This is a genomic window from Mesorhizobium sp. ESP6-5 (assembly GCF_020164695.1).
In the GTDB taxonomy this organism is placed as follows: Bacteria; Pseudomonadota; Alphaproteobacteria; order Rhizobiales; family Rhizobiaceae; genus Mesorhizobium; species Mesorhizobium australicum.
In genome coordinates, this window is sequence record NZ_JAIUGR010000018.1 from 1 (window position 1) to 15,356 (window position 15,356).

Consider the following 15,356-nt stretch of genomic DNA (forward strand, 5'->3'; position numbering starts at 1 on the left):
TCGACGCGGCCGGTGACGACCGTGCCGCGGCCCGAGATCGAGAACACGTCCTCGATCGGCATCAGGAACGGCTTGTCCAGCGGACGAACCGGCGTCGGGATGTAGGCGTCGACCGCAGCCATCAGCTCGCGGATCGCGTCCTCACCGATCTTCTTGTCCGAATCTTCCAGAGCGGCAAGCGCCGAACCCTTGACGATCGGAATGTCGTCGCCGGGGAATTCGTTCTTCGACAGCAGTTCGCGAACCTCGAGCTCGACCAGTTCGAGCAGCTCGGCGTCGTCGACCTGGTCGACCTTGTTCAGGAACACAACGATCGACGGCACGCCGACCTGACGGGCAAGCAGGATATGCTCGCGGGTCTGCGGCATCGGGCCGTCGGCGGCCGACACGACCAGGATCGCGCCGTCCATCTGCGCGGCACCGGTGATCATGTTCTTCACATAGTCGGCGTGGCCGGGGCAGTCGACGTGGGCATAGTGGCGGTTGGCGGTCTCGTATTCGACGTGAGCCGTCGAGATCGTGATGCCGCGCGCCTTCTCTTCCGGCGCCGCGTCGATCTGGTCGTAGCGCTTGTATTCGCCAAAATACTTGGTGATCGCCGCCGTCAGCGACGTCTTGCCATGGTCGACGTGACCAATCGTGCCGATGTTCACATGAGGCTTGGTGCGCTCGAATTTACCTTTTGCCATAGTCTCTTTCCTTGGACGGCCTGGACCTTCAGTTCAGTCGAATGCGGGGCGATTAGCGATAAAGGCCAAAAAACACAAGCGTCTTTTGCCGGGGCGCCATCTCACTCGGCCAGAACCCTTGATCCGATTGCGGGGATGTGGCGCTGATATGGGGATCCGCCGTTGAAAATGGAATGGGCGAAAACCGAGGGAGCAAAGCGAGGATTGCTCGGGTCTCCACGTCAGTCGCTGTCGGATTTATCGGCGGTTCATGGCCCATTGCGGCAGCGATCCGCGTCTGATTTCCTGCGCCGATGCATTTCATCCCGACTGCCGTTCGCGGCCCGCTGTTCATGATCGTCGCGACCGGGTCGTATCTGGTCAACGACACGATGATGAAGCTCGCCACGTCGGGTTTGCCCTCCTACGAAGTGCTCTTCCTGCGTGGTGCCGCGGCAACGCTGTGGGGCCTTCCGCTGTTGTTTGCGCTCGGCTACGGCAAGCAGATCCCGCTGATCTTCGACAGGCGGGTGCTGCGCAGGAACCTCCTCGAACTGGCGGCGATCCTCTGTTACGTCGTCGCGCTCGCCAACATGCAGATCGCCGATTCCACCGCGTTGGGGCAGATCACGCCGCTGCTGATGCTGGTCGGCTCCTCGATCCTGTTTGGCGAGCGCATCGGCGGCCAACGCATGGCGCTGATCGGGCTGGGCTTCATCGGCGCGCTGATGGTGGCGCAGCCGACCATGCAAGGCATTTCGGTCTATGCCTTGCTGGCGCTCGGCAACGCGACGTTCGCCGCCGCGCGCGATCTGGCCGGCCGCAAGATCGCCGCCGAAGTGCCAGGAATGATCGTGGCGATCTCGGCGGTCGTCGTGGTCCTGATCGGCGCAGGCGCCGCGCATCTCGTTTCCGAGCGCTGGGTGGCGCCGGAGGCGCACCACCTGATGCTGATGGCGGGAGCCGGTTTCTTCCTGATCTTCGGCCACTTCTTCATCTTCATGGCCTATCGCGTCGGGCCGACCGGCGCGGTGGCGCCGTTCTATTACTGCTTCACGGTCTGGGCCGTCATTTCGGGCCTGCTGGTGTTCGGGCAATTCCCCAATGCACTGGCGGTCTGCGGCATCCTGCTGGTTGTCGCCAGTGGGCTGACCATCGTGTCGCTGGACCAGCGCAAGCGTCGGCTGGCCGTGGTTGCCTGATCCGCGGCTACGCACCGGCATAATAGTTTCCGATACCGTGAGCGCGGTCAGCACCGACGGCGGGTTAGCGCAATTCAGGATTCGGCAGCTGATAATCTGCCGATTGCGTCTAGATGGTCCGCTTGCCAGCGAACTGATGATAGGCCCACAACACCACGACGGCACCCACGACGGCGACGATCAGGCTATAGATGTTGAGGCCGGTCACACCCGAAGCACCGAAGGCGCTGAAGATCAGCCCGCCGACTATGGCGCCGACAATGCCGAGCACGATATCCATGATCATGCCCTGACCGGTCTTGTTGACGATCTTACTGCCAATGAACCCGGCAATGACGCCGAGAATGATCCAGCTGATGATACCCATTTTTTCCTCTCCATTCCTCCGCCAACCGGACATTTTCATATGATTGTCAAAAGCTCAAGCCAGCTTGAAATTCCCCCCGAATGCGCCATTGTTGAAGACGGGCTGGGCTTGGTTGAAATGGAGGATCCATTATGGGACTTTTTGACAACGCCGTTCCCGGCGGCAATATCACCAAACCGCTGATGATCGCGCTCGGTGCGCTGCTGGTTGGAAAGATGCTGAGCGGCAGAAGCGCCGAACAGCCGGACCAGGCTCAAGCGCCGGCGCCCACCGATCCCACGCCCGTCGGAACCGCGTCCGGTGACGGTGGGCTGCTCGGCGGACTGGGCGGGCTGCTCGACAAGCTCAAGAACGCCGGCCATGGCAATGTCGCCGACTCCTGGGTCGGCACCGGGCAGAACCAGTCAATCGGGGCCAATGAGTTGGGCAACGCGATCGGACCGCAGGTCATTCGCGAGATCGCCCAAAGGACGGGGCTCGACGAGCAGGAGCTGCTCAAGCAGCTATCGGCCGCCTTGCCCGGCATCGTCGACAAGCTGACCCCGAACGGCCAGGTACCGCAACAGCACCAGGTCGCCTCCGCCTTCAACAGCTGACGCGGCGCCCACCAATGCCTGAAGCGCTGCGCGCCTGCCGCGCAGTGTTTCGGCTTGCCGGTTGTTTCGCTGAAAATCTGGAGCGGGTAGCGGGAATCGAACCCGCATATTCAGCTTGGAAGGCTGCTGCTCTACCACTGAGCTATACCCGCGCCTTGCACTGAAGTATCGGATTTCCCGGGAAAGCGCCATGCGCTTTTCGCCTCCGATGCTTTCACGTTTCAGGGCTTCCGGCCGGCAGTGGTGGAGAGGGTTGGATTCGAACCAACGTAGGCTAAGCCAACGGATTTACAGTCCGTCCCCTTTAACCACTCGGGCACCTCTCCAGTCTGCCGCCGGAGCCATGCAACGAGGCATTCTTGCCGATCCGGACCCGAGATAGATGTCTTCTCCGAAACCAGCGAAGCGCCTTATGGCGGCAAGCCCATTGGGTGTCAACCGCGCGGCCACGGTTTTTCGATGTTGTTCGCCGGCTGCGGCGACAGGGCATATCCTTGGCCGGAGGACACGGCTATAGAAGCCGGCCATGAGCAACAATTCCAACACCCCCAAAGACACCCATTACGCCAAGCTGCGCCGCGCCTTCCGCGACGAGAAGAGCGGCGGCGCGCCGGCGTTCAAGCCACGGCAACCAGTGCCACCAGGCGAAAACGCAGCCGACGGGCTGGTGCGGCTCTATGGCCTGCATACGGTGCGCGCGGCACTCGACAATCCGCGCCGCCGGATCAAGAAAATGCTGGTGACGCGCAATGCGGCCGAACGGCTCGAGATCACCGATCTCGCCGCCCTGCCCTTCAAGGCTGAACTGGTCGAACCCAGGGACATCGACAAGATTACCGGATCGGACGCTGTGCACCAGGGGGTGCTGATCGAGGCCGAGCCGCTGAAGCCCAAGCGCCTCGACGCACTTGGCGACATAAGGTTGGTGCTGGTGCTCGACCAGGTCACCGACCCGCACAATGTCGGCGCCATCCTGCGTTCGGCGGTCGCTTTCGGCGCTGGCGCGCTGATCACCACGGCGCGCCACAGCCCGCAGGAATCAGGCGTGCTGGCAAAATCCGCCTCCGGTGCGCTTGAGCATATCGACCAGGTCGAGGTGAAGAACCTCGCCGACGCGGTCGGCCAGTTGCACGAAGCGGGCTTCCAGACCATCGGGCTCGATTCGGACGGGCCGGCTGAGCTCGAAACCAGCTTTGCCGGCGACAGGATCGCTTTGGTGCTCGGCGCCGAGGGCAAGGGCCTGCGGCAGAAGACGCGCGAGACGGTGACGACGCTGGCCAGGCTCGACATGCCCGGCGCCATCCGCTCGCTCAATGTCTCGAACGCGGCGGCGGTGAGCCTTTATGCGGCGCGGGCATTTCTGAAGCGCGGCTGACTGGAAGCGGCAAGCCTCCAGCCAGAAATCAAAACGGGTCCCGGCGATGCTTGCCGGAACCCGTTGCTGGGTTAAGACGGAAATTGACGGCCTGGGAACGTTACGCCGCCCTCTTCCGACCTATGCCGCTTTGATTTCCCTTGCCTCCTTGCCGATTTCGAAATTCGCCATCCGCTCCAGCGCCCTCACCAGCGCGGAATGATCTTCCTTCGCGCCGCCATTGGCGGCGCAGGAATTGAACAGTTGCTGGGCGGTCGAGGTGTTGGGCAGCGACACACCAAGCGCCTTCGCACCCTCCAGCGCCAGGTTGAGATCCTTCTGGTGCAGTTCGATGCGAAAGCCCGGCGCGAAGGTGCGCTTGACCATGCGCTCGCCATGTACTTCGAGAATGCGCGAGGCGGCCAGCCCGCCCATCAGCGCCTGCCTGACCTTGGCTGGGTCGGCCCCAGCTTTTGAGGCAAAAACAAGCGCTTCGGCGACCGCTTCAATGGTCAGCGCGACGACGATCTGGTTGGCGACCTTGGTGGTCTGGCCGACACCATTGGGTCCGACCAAAGTGATGTTCTTGCCCATTTTCTCGAACACGGGTTTTGCGCGCTCGAAGGCCGGTTCCTCACCACCGACCATGATGGTAAGCGAAGCCGCCCTGGCACCGACCTCGCCGCCGGAAACCGGCGCGTCGAGATAGTCGCAACCGAGATCGTTGATCCTTTTCGCGAAGTCCTTTGTCTCGATCGGCGAGATCGAACTCATGTCGATCACCAGCTTGCCCTTGGCCAGGCCGGACGCGACTCCGTTGTCGCCGAACAGCACATCGGCCACCTGCGGTGTGTCGGGAACCATCAGGATGATGATCTCGGCGGCCCTCGCGACGGCGGCATGGCCGGCGACCGACTTCAGACCCTTGGCGACGAGATCGGCCGGCGGTTTTGAGCGGTGGTCGCTGGCGATGACGCTGTAGCCGGCCGCCAGCAGATGCCCCGCCATCGGCGCGCCCATGATGCCCAGCCCGATGAAGCCGATGGTTTCCATTGCTTCTCTCCGTTTTTTGTCAGATCGCGTTCCTTCACGCCCAGAGGGGGCGCAACAGAACGCGACCTGAATTGCAAGATTCTTGACAGCTAAGCGGCAGCACTTCCCTGCCCGGTCAGTTCCCTGAACCACCCCAGACCGGCCTCCGTCCCTGCCTTCGGCTTGTACTCCGCGCCAATCCAGCCGGCATAACCAATCCGGTCGATATGTTCGTAGAGGAAGGGATAGTTGATCTCGCCCGTCCCCGGCTCGTGACGGCCGGGATTGTCCGCAAGCTGGATATGCGCGATGCGGCCGAGGTTTGCCTCGATCTTACGGGCGAGATCCCCCTCCATGATCTGCATGTGGTAGATGTCATATTGCAGGAACAGGTTCTTCGAGCCGACGCGGTCGATCAGCGTCAGCGCCTGGTCGGAGTAGTTGAGGAAGAAGCCCGGGATATCGCGGGTGTTGATCGGCTCGATCAGCAGCTTGATGCCGGCTTGATCGAGTTTCTCCGCCGCGAAAGCCAGGTTTTCGGCAAAGACATCCTCCAGCACCTTGCGGTCGACATTGGCTGGCGCGATGCCGGCCAGGCAGTTGACCTGCCCGCAGCCAAGTGCCTGCGCGTAGGCGATCGCCCTGGCAATGCCCTGGCGGAATTCCGGCACGCGGTCCGGCAGCACGGCGATGCCACGCTCGCCCTTGGCCCAGTCGCCCGCCGGCAGGTTGAACAGCACCTGCGTCAGGCCATTCTTCTTCAGTCGGGCGGCGACCACCTCGGGCGCATGATCGTAAGGGCCGATATATTCGACCCCCTTGAAGCCGGCGCGGGCGGCGGCATCGAAACGGTCGAGGAAATCATGCTCGCCAAAGAGCATCGACAGATTGGCTGAAAAACGCGGCATTCTTTTTCTCCTTTTCTTGCCTGGAACCAAAGCCGTGTTGAGATTCAGGTCAGGCCGAGTCGAAAATGGTGGTTTCCGAGAACCGGAGCGGAGCGTACTTTTCGTACGTGAGCACCGGAAGCGCAGGAAGCCGCCGTTTGCAGGCCGGCCTCACCTGAATATCAGCATGGCTTAGTCCAGCATCACGATCGCGGTGGGCGCGTCTTCCTGATGTTCGGCAAGGTCTTCGAATTCGGTGATCTTGTCGATCTCGGTCCCCATCGAGATGTTGGTGACCCGTTCGAGAATGAATTCGAGCACGACCGGAACCTGGTGTTCCTTCAGCAACCGCTGCGCTTGCTTGAAGGCGCCGGCGAATTCCTCCGGCTTGCGCACCCTGACCGCCTTGCAGCCCATTGCCTCGGCGACGGCGACATGGTCGACGCCATAGCCCGCCTCCGGATCGTCGGCCCGGTTGATGTTCTCGAAAGCAAGGCTGACCTCATAGTCGATCGAAAAGCCGCGCTGCGCCTGGCGGATGAGGCCGAGATAGGCATTGTTCACGACGACGTGGATATAGGGCAGCTTGTGCTGCGCGCCGACCGCCAGTTCCTCGATCATGAACTGGAAGTCGTAGTCGCCAGACAGCGCCACGATGGTGCGCTCGGGATCGGCGGCGCGCACGCCGAGTGCGGCTGGCAAGGTCCAACCGAGCGGGCCGGCCTGGCCGCAGTTGATCCAGTTGCGCGGCTTGTAGACATGCAGGAACTGCGCGCCGGCGATTTGCGACAGGCCGATGGTGGTGACATAGGTGACGTCACGGCCGAACGCCTTGTTCATCTCCTCGTAGACACGCTGCGGCTTCAGCGGCACCTGTTCGAAGTGGGTTTTGCGCTTCATCGTCTTCTTGCGGCCCTGGCATTCCCTGGCCCAGCCCGACCAATCGCGCAGCCTGCCCGCCGTCTTCCACTCGGTGGCGACGTCGAGCAGCATCTTCAGTGCAGCGCCGGCATCCGAAACGACGCCGAGATCGGGGGCGAAGACACGGCCGATCTGTGTGGGCTCGATGTCGACATGGATGAATTTCTTGCCCTTGGTGTAGACGTCCACCGAACCGGTGTGACGGTTGGCCCAGCGGTTGCCGATGCCGAAGACGAAATCGGCTTCCAGCATGGTGGCGTTGCCGTACCGGTGCGAGGTCTGCAGCCCGCACATGCCGGCCATCAGCCGGTGGTCGTCAGGAATCGCGCCCCAGCCCATCAGCGTCGGAATGACCGGAACGCCCGTGATCTCGGCAAACTCGATCAACAGGTCGGACGCGTCGGCATTGATGATGCCGCCGCCGGCAACGATCAGCGGCTTCTCGGCCGCGTTGAGCATCGCCAGCGCCTTTTCGGCCTGGGCGCGCGTCATCGCCGGCTTGAATGGCGTCAGCGGCTCATAGGCATCGATGTCGAACTCGATCTCGGCCAGTTGGACGTCGACCGGCAGGTCGATCAGCACCGGACCCGGCCGCGACGAGCGCATCAAATGGAACGCTTTTTGCAGCGCCATCGGCACCAGATAGGGCTCCATCACCGTCACCGCCCATTTGGCGACGGGCGCAGCGATCGCGGCGATGTCGACAGCCTGGAAATCCTCCTTGTTCAGCCGCGCGCGCGGCGCCTGGCCGGTGATGCACAGGATCGGAATGGAATCGGCCGCGGCCGAATAGAGCCCGGTGATCATATCGGTGCCGGCCGGCCCCGATGTGCCGATGCAGAGGCCGATATTGCCCGCCTTGGCTCGGGTATAGCCTTCGGCCATATGCGAGGCGCCCTCGACGTGGCGGGCAAGGACATGGCGGATCGTGCCCCTCGCCTTCAATGCCGAGTACAGCGGATTGATCGCCGCACCCGGCACGCCGAAGGCACAGGACATGCCTTCCTTTTCGAGAACGAGAACAGCGGCATCGACAGCGCGCATCCTGGCCATTTCCAGCCTCCACGAGATGATTGTTGGATGGCTAAGGATGTCATCGGGCGGGCGCTTTTTCAATTTTTTCAGAATATTTTTTCATTTCTGATAAACGGCTCTTACCAACTGATTTTGTTTCCTTTTCTCTTTTCCAGGATTTGCACCGAGAATTTCATGAAAAACTTTTTCATTGCATCTTGGGAGAAACGGTCGAGAATGCCAGCCATGGAAACGAGCGAAAAACGTCAGCGTGGCCGCCCGCGCGCCTTCAATGGTCCGGCCGAAGCTGCCTCGGTGCAGTCGCTCGACCGGGCCTTGCGTATCCTGGCCATTGTCGCCGAAGGCAGCGGCCTGTCGCTGAGCGAGATATCGGCGCAGAGCGGGCTTGCCGCCTCCACCGCCTACCGCATGCTGACGACACTCGAAAACCACGGCATGGTCGAGTTCGATACATCGGACCAGCTCTGGTCGATCGGCGTCGAGACCTACCGCATGGGCGCGGCGTTCCTGCGCCGCCGCAAGCTGGTCGACCGCGCCCGCATCGTCATGCAGGAACTGATGGAGAAGACCGGCGAGACCGCCAATCTCGGCGTCGCGGAAGACGATTGCGTGGTCTTCGTCAACCAGGTCGAGACGCACCAGGCGATCCGCGCCTTCTTCCGGCCGGGTACGCGCAGCCCTTTCCATGCCTCGGGAATCGGCAAGGCGGTGCTGGCACATCTCGAACCGGAGCGCGTCGGAACCATCCTGCGCAAGGCGGGCCTGCAGCGCTATACGGACAAGACCCTTTCCGACATCTCCGCCCTCGCGCACGATCTGGCCGTCGTCAAGCATCGCGGCTGGTCGGTCGACGACGAGGAGCGCCATCCCGGCATGCGATGCGTGGCCGCCGCCATCTTCAACGAGTATGGCGAGCCGATCGGCGGCGTTTCCGTGTCCGGGCCGACGGTGCGGGTCACGCCCGAGCGGCTGGCCGAGATCGGCCCGCTGGTGCGCGACGCGGCGGCCGAAGTGACGAAAATGATCGGCGGCTCGAAGGCAGGCTGATCAAGGGATAGACTAAACGCGCCGAAAATCGCTGCATGCCGCCGGCTGCATGAGATTTGACCGTCTTGCCGTCGCGTTCGAATGCATGCGAAAGGGCGCGCATGAGGAAAGTGGTTCAGCTTCTGCTTGCCGTTTCGCTGTGCGGATGCGTGGCGGCGGCACCACGACCCGATACCGGCGACCAGCGGGTCAATCCCATCCCGATCTCGCTCGCGCTGGAGGAGATCATCACGGCCGGTATCCGCCAGCGGCTGCCGGATTCGGCCTCCGCCAAGTTCGGAACCATGCTCGCAGGCGAGCGAAAGCTTGATGGCCGCGAGGAGATCGTGGTTTGCGGCACCGTCAATGCCAAAACCTCATCCGGCGTCGGCGACAAGCCATTCATCGCCAAAGTCTACCCGGACGCCGCAAGCCACTTCGAACTGGTCGCGATGGGCGACGAGACCGAGGCTGCCCGGCTTCAGATTGGCGGCACCTGCCGCGCGGCCGGTCTGCCGATCCTCGACCCGAAGATGCACCTCTAGAAAGACGGTCTTCAAACGACGAAGAGGGGCTGCCTCGCAACCCCTCTTTCCAGTCGCCCGCCGCCACTCAGAGCCGGCAGTAATGGCTGTAGCCGTCACGGCCGATATAGGTGTCGGAGTCCGGATCGTAGCTGGAGTAGCGATCGAAGCAGCGGCGGACGTGCCAGGAACCGCCATCTTCATCGACATAGACGGTGCGCGGCTGCTGCTGGGCAAGCAGGCTGCCGAGAACGAAACCGCCGACGCCGGCGGCGATGCCGATGCCGAGGCCGTGGTGATGCGAGTGGGCAGCAGAGGGCTGGACGGTGCCGACCAAAGCGGTGGCGGCGACGGTGGTGGCGATGAGGCCGGAAACGAGTGTGCGCTTGAACATGATGATCTCCTTGCTTCGTTTGGAGAGGCGAGCCATCCGCCTCTTGATGATCTGTCGTTGCGGCAAGGAAAAAGGTTCGACGGGGTTTTGATTTTTTTCGAAGAGCAGGAATTCGCTGGCTGAAAAGGCGTGGCGACCCTCGCCGACGTTGATCATCCATTCCGGCACTTCAGGCACCTTGCGCCGATCGGTCATCGTCCGTGACGGCGACTGGAAGCGCCGCGTTCGATGAGAAAAGGGCGGCCGAAGCCGCCCTTTGCTGGAGGTTTCAATCAAGCCGCCAGGCTGCGCTCAGTAGAGGATGATGTGGCGGTGGTGGTGATGACGATGATGGTGATGGCCATAGACCCACCAGTAATCCGGATAGTCCGGGTAATCCTGGTAGTAGAGGTAGTCGTCGAAATGACGATGATGATGATGCATGCCGTGAGCCGACGAAGACTGAACGGTGCCGGCGAGCGCGCCGGTTGCAACGACGATGGCGACGATGCTGGAAACGAAACTGCGCTTGAACATGATGATCTCCTGGATCTCTGATCGAGGCGACCATTCGCCTCTGAGGATCAGTCGGCGCGCCGCGGCGAAAGGTTCGACAGATCTGGAGATTTTTTTGGCGCACTGTTGGCGAAACTGAGTAGGCAGCACCGGCTCGCGCCATGACCGGCAGCAATTGCTCACTACTCACTACTCACTACTCACTACTCCCCCACTCAGCCCATGCCGGTGACATGCCGAAGCCAGAAGGCGAGCGCGATAAAGCCGATGAAGGTGGTGACGCCTGTCCAGTCGACATTGGCCTTCTTCACATCGCTGATGAGCTTCACCAGCAGCATCCACGCCACGACGACGATAGGGAGAATGATGACAAGCCTGATCATGCGACACTCCGTTCAGCGCATTGCACTTACCCTGATGTAGGAAGCGCGTTCGCGGATTTCAGCATGCGGACGCGTGGGCATCCTCCACCACGGCTGATGCCCAAAAACGGAGTTTTGTCTTTACTGGCGCAACAAATATGCTAACCGGAGCGCCGTGCCCTTGTAGCTCAGCTGGTAGAGCAGCGGTTTTGTAAACCGAAGGTCGGCGGTTCGATTCCGTCCGGGGGCACCACCCTACGCTCTTCGAGCCCCGGGTGGCAGGCCACCCCAAGCCCGTAGAGACGCAGGAGTGTCCTCCGAAAACCCCCTTGTAGGGCGATTACGTCGCCACCCCCCTTTACGAAGCGCTCGCGATTTGGGCCGACACGTTCGTCCTGGTGAACGTATTCCTCACCCTCACAGACTTATAGACATAAGCGGCCCAGATGCCGGTCACCACAAACGAAGCTATGGGTGCCGCCAGCGCGTCGCCTGCGAGCACCTTGTTTACCGGAACGCCCAGGATTGACGAAATCCAGATCGTATCCAGGATAAACACAACAGGAATCGCAAACCATTGGCAGAGAAACAATTGCGGGAATCGACGGCTTCGCCGCAGCATTGAAACCAGCACCACCAGCTGAAGCGCCAGAAATGCCAGATTGAGGGCAACCTCGCCATACACAGCCAGAGAGCCGTTTGGGAGGGTCATGAGTTGCTGGTAGCCGTCGGCGGAATTGCCGAAATCGGCGAGCGTGCGCAGCGGTGACAATGTCTGACCGATAGCCAGCAGCATCAGCCAGCCACCGAAGCCCACAAGTGACTCAGGATTCTGCGACGGCTTCGCGGCTGACCGGACAGCAAAGAAAACAGGCACGCCGATCAGCAGCAGCACGATCGCCCAATGCCAGATGGAAAACGTCCCCATTTACCCTTCCCCTTTTTTATACCCCTATAAGTTGTAGCAGATTTCAAACTCAACTCAAGAGCCAATCATCGCGTAAGACGCCGTCCGATGCCGAAGCGACAACTTCTCCTGCCTGCTCCTGACGCCCTCACACTCCGATCGCCGCCACCAATATCCGGTTCTGCCGCCGTATCGCGGCCCTCAACTCCGGTATCCTGGCTTCATCCCGCTTCACGAATTCGATGAACATCATGTTCATGTTGTTGAAGATCAATTCGCCGAGTGCCGTGCCGGACGAGCCGACATGCTCGGCGATACGCTTCAACCGTGCCTTGTGCCAGCCAGCGATCGGCACGTCGTGTTTGGCCTATAGCGCCCTTTGCGGGCAAGGCATGCCGGCGGCATCGCCGCAACGCGACGCCGTGGGGATCGGCCTAGCGCTCGTTTCTTCCGACTGGCGCACCAGTTCTGCGAAGACAAGCGCGAAACTTCCCAACATGAGAAAGACGATGATCAGGCGTGCTACCGGCAATATGTCGGCCTCGTCTGGCTGGCGCATATCCCCTGGCATCGAGAACCGCGGGTTCATGCACGCATATCTGAACTGCCGCAGCGTCCTTTGCGTCCCGAAGTGGCAAGGTAGTGCTGCGGGCGCCCCACGCCACCCCATGCCGGCTAACATGATCGACCCGGCTTTACGAGAGCTTAAGCCCTGCCTTAACCATCACATTCGCTCGCGCCGTGACATCAACCGCGACCGGCTGGTGCGGCGGCACTGCCGCACCCTCGCCTCATGGGCTGACAGAGGCTCTCTTTGCAGACGTGCCTGCCCCATGCTACCCCGGCGCTGGCGCGCCAGAACCTGCCGGCGCCAATCGGTCGCGATCGGGGAGCCATGAGCACAGCCACCAACAGCATCGCCTTCGTCTCGTCCGACACAGCAGACGCCAAGGCGGCGCTGGATAGCCTGTCGGCACGCTATGGCCAATGTTCGGTCGCCGAGGCGACCGTCGTGGTGGCGCTGGGCGGCGACGGCTTTCTGCTGCAAACATTGCGCGACACGATGGGTACGGGAAAAAAGGTCTACGGCATGAACCGTGGCACCATCGGCTTCCTGATGAACGAATACCGGTCCGGGGGGCTCACCGAGCGCATCGCGGCGGCGGTCGCCGAAACGATCCGCCCGCTGGAGATGCTGGCAACCACCTCGGATGGCGAACACGTCACGGCACTGGCGATCAACGAAGTGGCGCTGTGGCGCCAATCCTACCAGACGGCCAAGATCCGCATCAGCATCGATGACCAAATACGGCTCGAGGAACTGAACTGCGACGGCGTCATGATCGCGACGCCGGCCGGATCGACCGCGTATAATCTTTCCGCGCACGGCCCGATCCTGCCTCTCGACGCGCCGCTTTTGGCGCTCACGCCGGTCAGCCCGTTTCGTCCGCGACGCTGGCGCGGCGCATTGCTTTCCAACAAGGCGACCGTGCGCTTCGACATTCTGGAGTCGGAAAAGCGGCCGGTGAACGCGGCCGCCGACCACACGGAGGTCAAGGCGGTGACCTCGGTCACGGTGCGGGAATCGCCAACGGCCACCGCGACTTTGCTGTTCGATCCCAACCACTCCTGGAACGAACGCATCCTGGCCGAACAGTTCCGTTACTGAGCCGGCACAGTGACAGGAGGCCGGATTAAGCATCGCGATTAAGGTTACAACTTCACAATCGCGCCAATCCTACCCGTTTCTGTTGACAAATCGCGGGCTTGCGCCTAATCGCAATACCAATCTTGCAGGCGCGTGGCGCTTGCCGCGACGAATGACGTTGCGCTTCCCCGAACCAGCCAAAGACAGCAACACTTGTCCTCAGACACGACGATCGCTCAAGAAGCGTTGACCTTTTCAGACCTCGGCCTGTCGCCGAAGGTGCTTTCCGCAGTCACCGATGCCGGCTATCTCCAGCCGACGCCGATCCAGGCTGGTGCGATCCCGCACGCCTTGCTCGGCAAGGACGTGCTGGGCATTGCCCAGACCGGCACCGGCAAGACCGCATCCTTCGTGCTGCCGATGCTGACCCGGCTGGAAAAGGGCCGTGCCCGCGCCCGCATGCCGCGCACGCTGATCCTGGAGCCGACGCGTGAGCTTGCCGCGCAGGTCGAGGAAAACTTCGTCAAATACGGCAAGAACCACAAGCTCAACATCGCGCTGCTGATCGGCGGGGTGTCGTTCGACGAACAGGACAAAAAGCTGGAGCGCGGCGCCGATGTGCTGATCGCTACGCCTGGCCGTCTTCTCGACCATCGCGAGCGCGGCAAGCTGCTGCTCAACGGCGTCGAGATCCTCGTCATCGACGAGGCGGACCGTATGCTCGACATGGGTTTCATTCCCGATATCGAGCGTATCTGCGAGATGATCCCGTTCACCCGGCAGACGCTGTTCTTTTCGGCGACCATGCCGCCAGAGATCACCAAGCTGACGGAAAAATTCCTGCATGCGCCGGTGCGCGTCGAGGTCTCCAAGGCCGCTTCGGCGGCCACCAACATCATCCAGCGGTTGGTCAAATCGGGCTCGAAGCCTTGGGACAAGCGTGAAACGCTGCGCAACCTGATCAAGGCCGAGGATGCGGAGCTGAAGAACGCGATCATCTTCTGCAACCGCAAGATCGAGGTTTCGGAGCTGTTCCGCTCGCTGCTGAAATATGATTTCGATGCCGGTGCGCTGCATGGCGACATGGACCAGCGCGCGCGCATGCAGATGCTGGCCAATTTCCGTGACGGCAAGCTGCGCTATCTCGTCGCCTCGGATGTCGCCGCGCGCGGCCTCGACATTCCCGATGTCAGCCATGTCTTCAACTACGACGTGCCGATCCATGCCGAGGACTATGTCCACCGCATCGGTCGCACCGGCCGCGCCGGACGCTCCGGCAAGTCCTTCACCATCGCGACCAAGTCCGACACCAAGTATATCGACGCCATCGAACGGCTGATCGGGACCAAGATCGAGTGGCATGACGGCGACCTGTCGACGGTGGTTGCCAGCGAAGGCGAGGACGATGCTCCGCGCCGCGGCAAAGGCGCGCCGCGCCGCGCCGGCCGCAAGGACGAGGACCGCAACGACAGGGGCGGGCGCAAGAAGGGCGGCGAGCGTCGCGGCAGACACAGCGAGGAAGATGCCTCGGCCGTGGTTGCTCAGCCGCAGGAGCAGCCCGATGTGGCCGAGACGGCCGATATTGTCGAACGGCGCGCCCGCAAGGATGCAATCCGCTCGGAAAACACCGAGCGCAAATCGTCCGACCGCAATGAGCCGCGCGCCCCTGAGCGCGGCGACACCAGGCCGCAGCGCAGCAACAACCGCCCTGCGCGCCACCATCAGGAAGACAACGACGCCACGGTCGGCTTCGGCGACGACATGCCGGCCTTCATGCGCATCGTCGCCAAGGTCTGATTCCAGCGAGCAAGCCGCCTAGGGGCGGCTTGCCTTCTTTTTTGCCCTGCGGCAGACAGCCATTCGAGGAAAGGCCGCGTAGCGCTCTTCCGTCGCGAATTGCGTGGAAACAAACAGGTGGCGCGATTCAGGCGAACGCTG

The 15,356-nt window shown here is 62.1% G+C and carries 17 protein-coding genes and 3 tRNA genes; 8 read left to right on the forward strand and 12 right to left on the reverse strand.

The features are described from left to right. Positions 1 to 689 (reverse strand): GTP-binding protein (locus LB524_RS25480; RefSeq protein WP_224531056.1); only part of this gene is annotated, 689 nt, incomplete at its 3' end. A 293-nt stretch (positions 690 to 982) separates the two neighbouring features. Here LB524_RS25480 and LB524_RS25485 point away from each other — a divergent pair. After that, entirely contained in the window at positions 983 to 1,870 is an 888-nt protein-coding gene (locus LB524_RS25485) for a DMT family transporter (RefSeq protein ID WP_224531059.1), read from the forward strand. A gap of 109 nt (positions 1,871 to 1,979) precedes the next feature. On the opposite strand, the gene LB524_RS25490 is transcribed toward LB524_RS25485, so the two are convergent. After that, a complete protein-coding gene (locus LB524_RS25490) occupies positions 1,980 to 2,237 on the reverse strand; it encodes a GlsB/YeaQ/YmgE family stress response membrane protein (RefSeq protein WP_015318000.1) in 258 nt (85 codons plus the stop codon). 131 nt (positions 2,238 to 2,368) lie between these two features. Here LB524_RS25490 and LB524_RS25495 point away from each other — a divergent pair, with 131 nt between their 5' ends. Continuing rightward, positions 2,369 to 2,833, forward strand: coding sequence for a YidB family protein (locus LB524_RS25495; protein ID WP_140874006.1), 465 nt, complete (start codon positions 2,369 to 2,371; stop codon positions 2,831 to 2,833). Between the two features lie 78 nt (positions 2,834 to 2,911). On the opposite strand, the gene LB524_RS25500 is transcribed toward LB524_RS25495, so the two are convergent. Further along, positions 2,912 to 2,985 (reverse strand) — tRNA-Gly (locus LB524_RS25500). A gap of 89 nt (positions 2,986 to 3,074) precedes the next feature. Then, a tRNA-Tyr gene (locus tag LB524_RS25505) sits at positions 3,075 to 3,159 on the reverse strand. 200 nt (positions 3,160 to 3,359) lie between these two features. On the opposite strand from LB524_RS25505, the gene LB524_RS25510 reads away from it, so the two are divergent. Next, the gene (locus LB524_RS25510; protein ID WP_224531061.1) at positions 3,360 to 4,208 is read left to right on the forward strand and encodes a TrmH family RNA methyltransferase; all 849 of its coding nucleotides are present in this window, start codon (positions 3,360 to 3,362) and stop codon (positions 4,206 to 4,208) included. Between the two features lie 120 nt (positions 4,209 to 4,328). Here LB524_RS25510 and LB524_RS25515 read toward each other — a convergent pair whose 3' ends face one another. From LB524_RS25515 to gcl, 3 genes are all read right to left on the reverse strand, one after another. Continuing rightward, positions 4,329 to 5,240 (reverse strand): 2-hydroxy-3-oxopropionate reductase, encoded by a 912-nt coding sequence (locus LB524_RS25515; RefSeq protein WP_140616907.1) that lies wholly within the window; start codon positions 5,238 to 5,240, stop codon positions 4,329 to 4,331. A gap of 89 nt (positions 5,241 to 5,329) precedes the next feature. Next, positions 5,330 to 6,127, reverse strand: a complete 798-nt coding sequence (gene otnI / locus LB524_RS25520; protein WP_140665433.1) for a 2-oxo-tetronate isomerase — start codon at positions 6,125 to 6,127, stop codon at positions 5,330 to 5,332. A gap of 171 nt (positions 6,128 to 6,298) precedes the next feature. After that, a complete protein-coding gene (gene gcl / locus LB524_RS25525) occupies positions 6,299 to 8,080 on the reverse strand; it encodes a glyoxylate carboligase (protein ID WP_224531063.1) in 1,782 nt (593 codons plus the stop codon). A gap of 207 nt (positions 8,081 to 8,287) precedes the next feature. Here gcl and bhcR point away from each other — a divergent pair, with 207 nt between their 5' ends. Further along, positions 8,288 to 9,109 (forward strand): HTH-type transcriptional regulator BhcR, encoded by an 822-nt coding sequence (bhcR, locus tag LB524_RS25530; RefSeq protein ID WP_224531065.1) that lies wholly within the window; start codon positions 8,288 to 8,290, stop codon positions 9,107 to 9,109. A 149-nt stretch (positions 9,110 to 9,258) separates the two neighbouring features. Further along, on the forward strand, positions 9,259 to 9,633 hold the full coding sequence (locus LB524_RS25535; protein WP_224531068.1) for a hypothetical protein: 375 nt from the start codon (positions 9,259 to 9,261) through the stop codon (positions 9,631 to 9,633). 67 nt (positions 9,634 to 9,700) lie between these two features. On the opposite strand, the gene LB524_RS25540 is transcribed toward LB524_RS25535, so the two are convergent. The 3 genes from LB524_RS25540 to LB524_RS25550 all read right to left on the reverse strand — a co-directional run bounded on the left by LB524_RS25540 (position 9,701) and on the right by LB524_RS25550 (position 10,884). Further along, positions 9,701 to 10,006: a BA14K family protein gene (locus tag LB524_RS25540; protein ID WP_041163844.1), complete on the reverse strand. Its 306-nt coding sequence runs from the start codon at positions 10,004 to 10,006 to the stop codon at positions 9,701 to 9,703. Between the two features lie 291 nt (positions 10,007 to 10,297). After that, positions 10,298 to 10,522: a hypothetical protein gene (locus LB524_RS25545; protein ID WP_015318009.1), complete on the reverse strand. Its 225-nt coding sequence runs from the start codon at positions 10,520 to 10,522 to the stop codon at positions 10,298 to 10,300. Between the two features lie 194 nt (positions 10,523 to 10,716). Then, complete coding sequence (locus LB524_RS25550; protein ID WP_140717303.1) at positions 10,717 to 10,884, reverse strand: hypothetical protein; 168 nt, start codon at positions 10,882 to 10,884, stop codon at positions 10,717 to 10,719. A 156-nt stretch (positions 10,885 to 11,040) separates the two neighbouring features. Between LB524_RS25550 and LB524_RS25555 the strand changes: the two genes are divergently transcribed. Beyond that, positions 11,041 to 11,116 (forward strand) — tRNA-Thr (locus LB524_RS25555). A gap of 105 nt (positions 11,117 to 11,221) precedes the next feature. On the opposite strand, the gene LB524_RS25560 is transcribed toward LB524_RS25555, so the two are convergent. Further along, complete coding sequence (locus LB524_RS25560) at positions 11,222 to 11,791, reverse strand: DUF2569 family protein (protein WP_224531071.1); 570 nt, start codon at positions 11,789 to 11,791, stop codon at positions 11,222 to 11,224. A gap of 127 nt (positions 11,792 to 11,918) precedes the next feature. Further along, on the reverse strand, positions 11,919 to 12,125 hold the full coding sequence (locus tag LB524_RS25565) for a hypothetical protein (RefSeq protein ID WP_224531074.1): 207 nt from the start codon (positions 12,123 to 12,125) through the stop codon (positions 11,919 to 11,921). Between the two features lie 540 nt (positions 12,126 to 12,665). Here LB524_RS25565 and LB524_RS25570 point away from each other — a divergent pair. Both LB524_RS25570 and LB524_RS25575 read left to right on the forward strand, forming a co-directional pair. After that, complete coding sequence (locus LB524_RS25570; RefSeq protein WP_041163462.1) at positions 12,666 to 13,439, forward strand: NAD kinase; 774 nt, start codon at positions 12,666 to 12,668, stop codon at positions 13,437 to 13,439. Positions 13,440 to 13,631: 192 nt separating this feature from the next. Beyond that, positions 13,632 to 15,215 carry a DEAD/DEAH box helicase gene (locus tag LB524_RS25575; RefSeq protein WP_015318023.1) on the forward strand — a complete coding sequence of 528 codons (1,584 nt, stop codon included), beginning with the start codon at positions 13,632 to 13,634 and terminating at the stop codon, positions 15,213 to 15,215. The last annotated feature ends 141 nt before the right edge of the window (positions 15,216 to 15,356 follow it).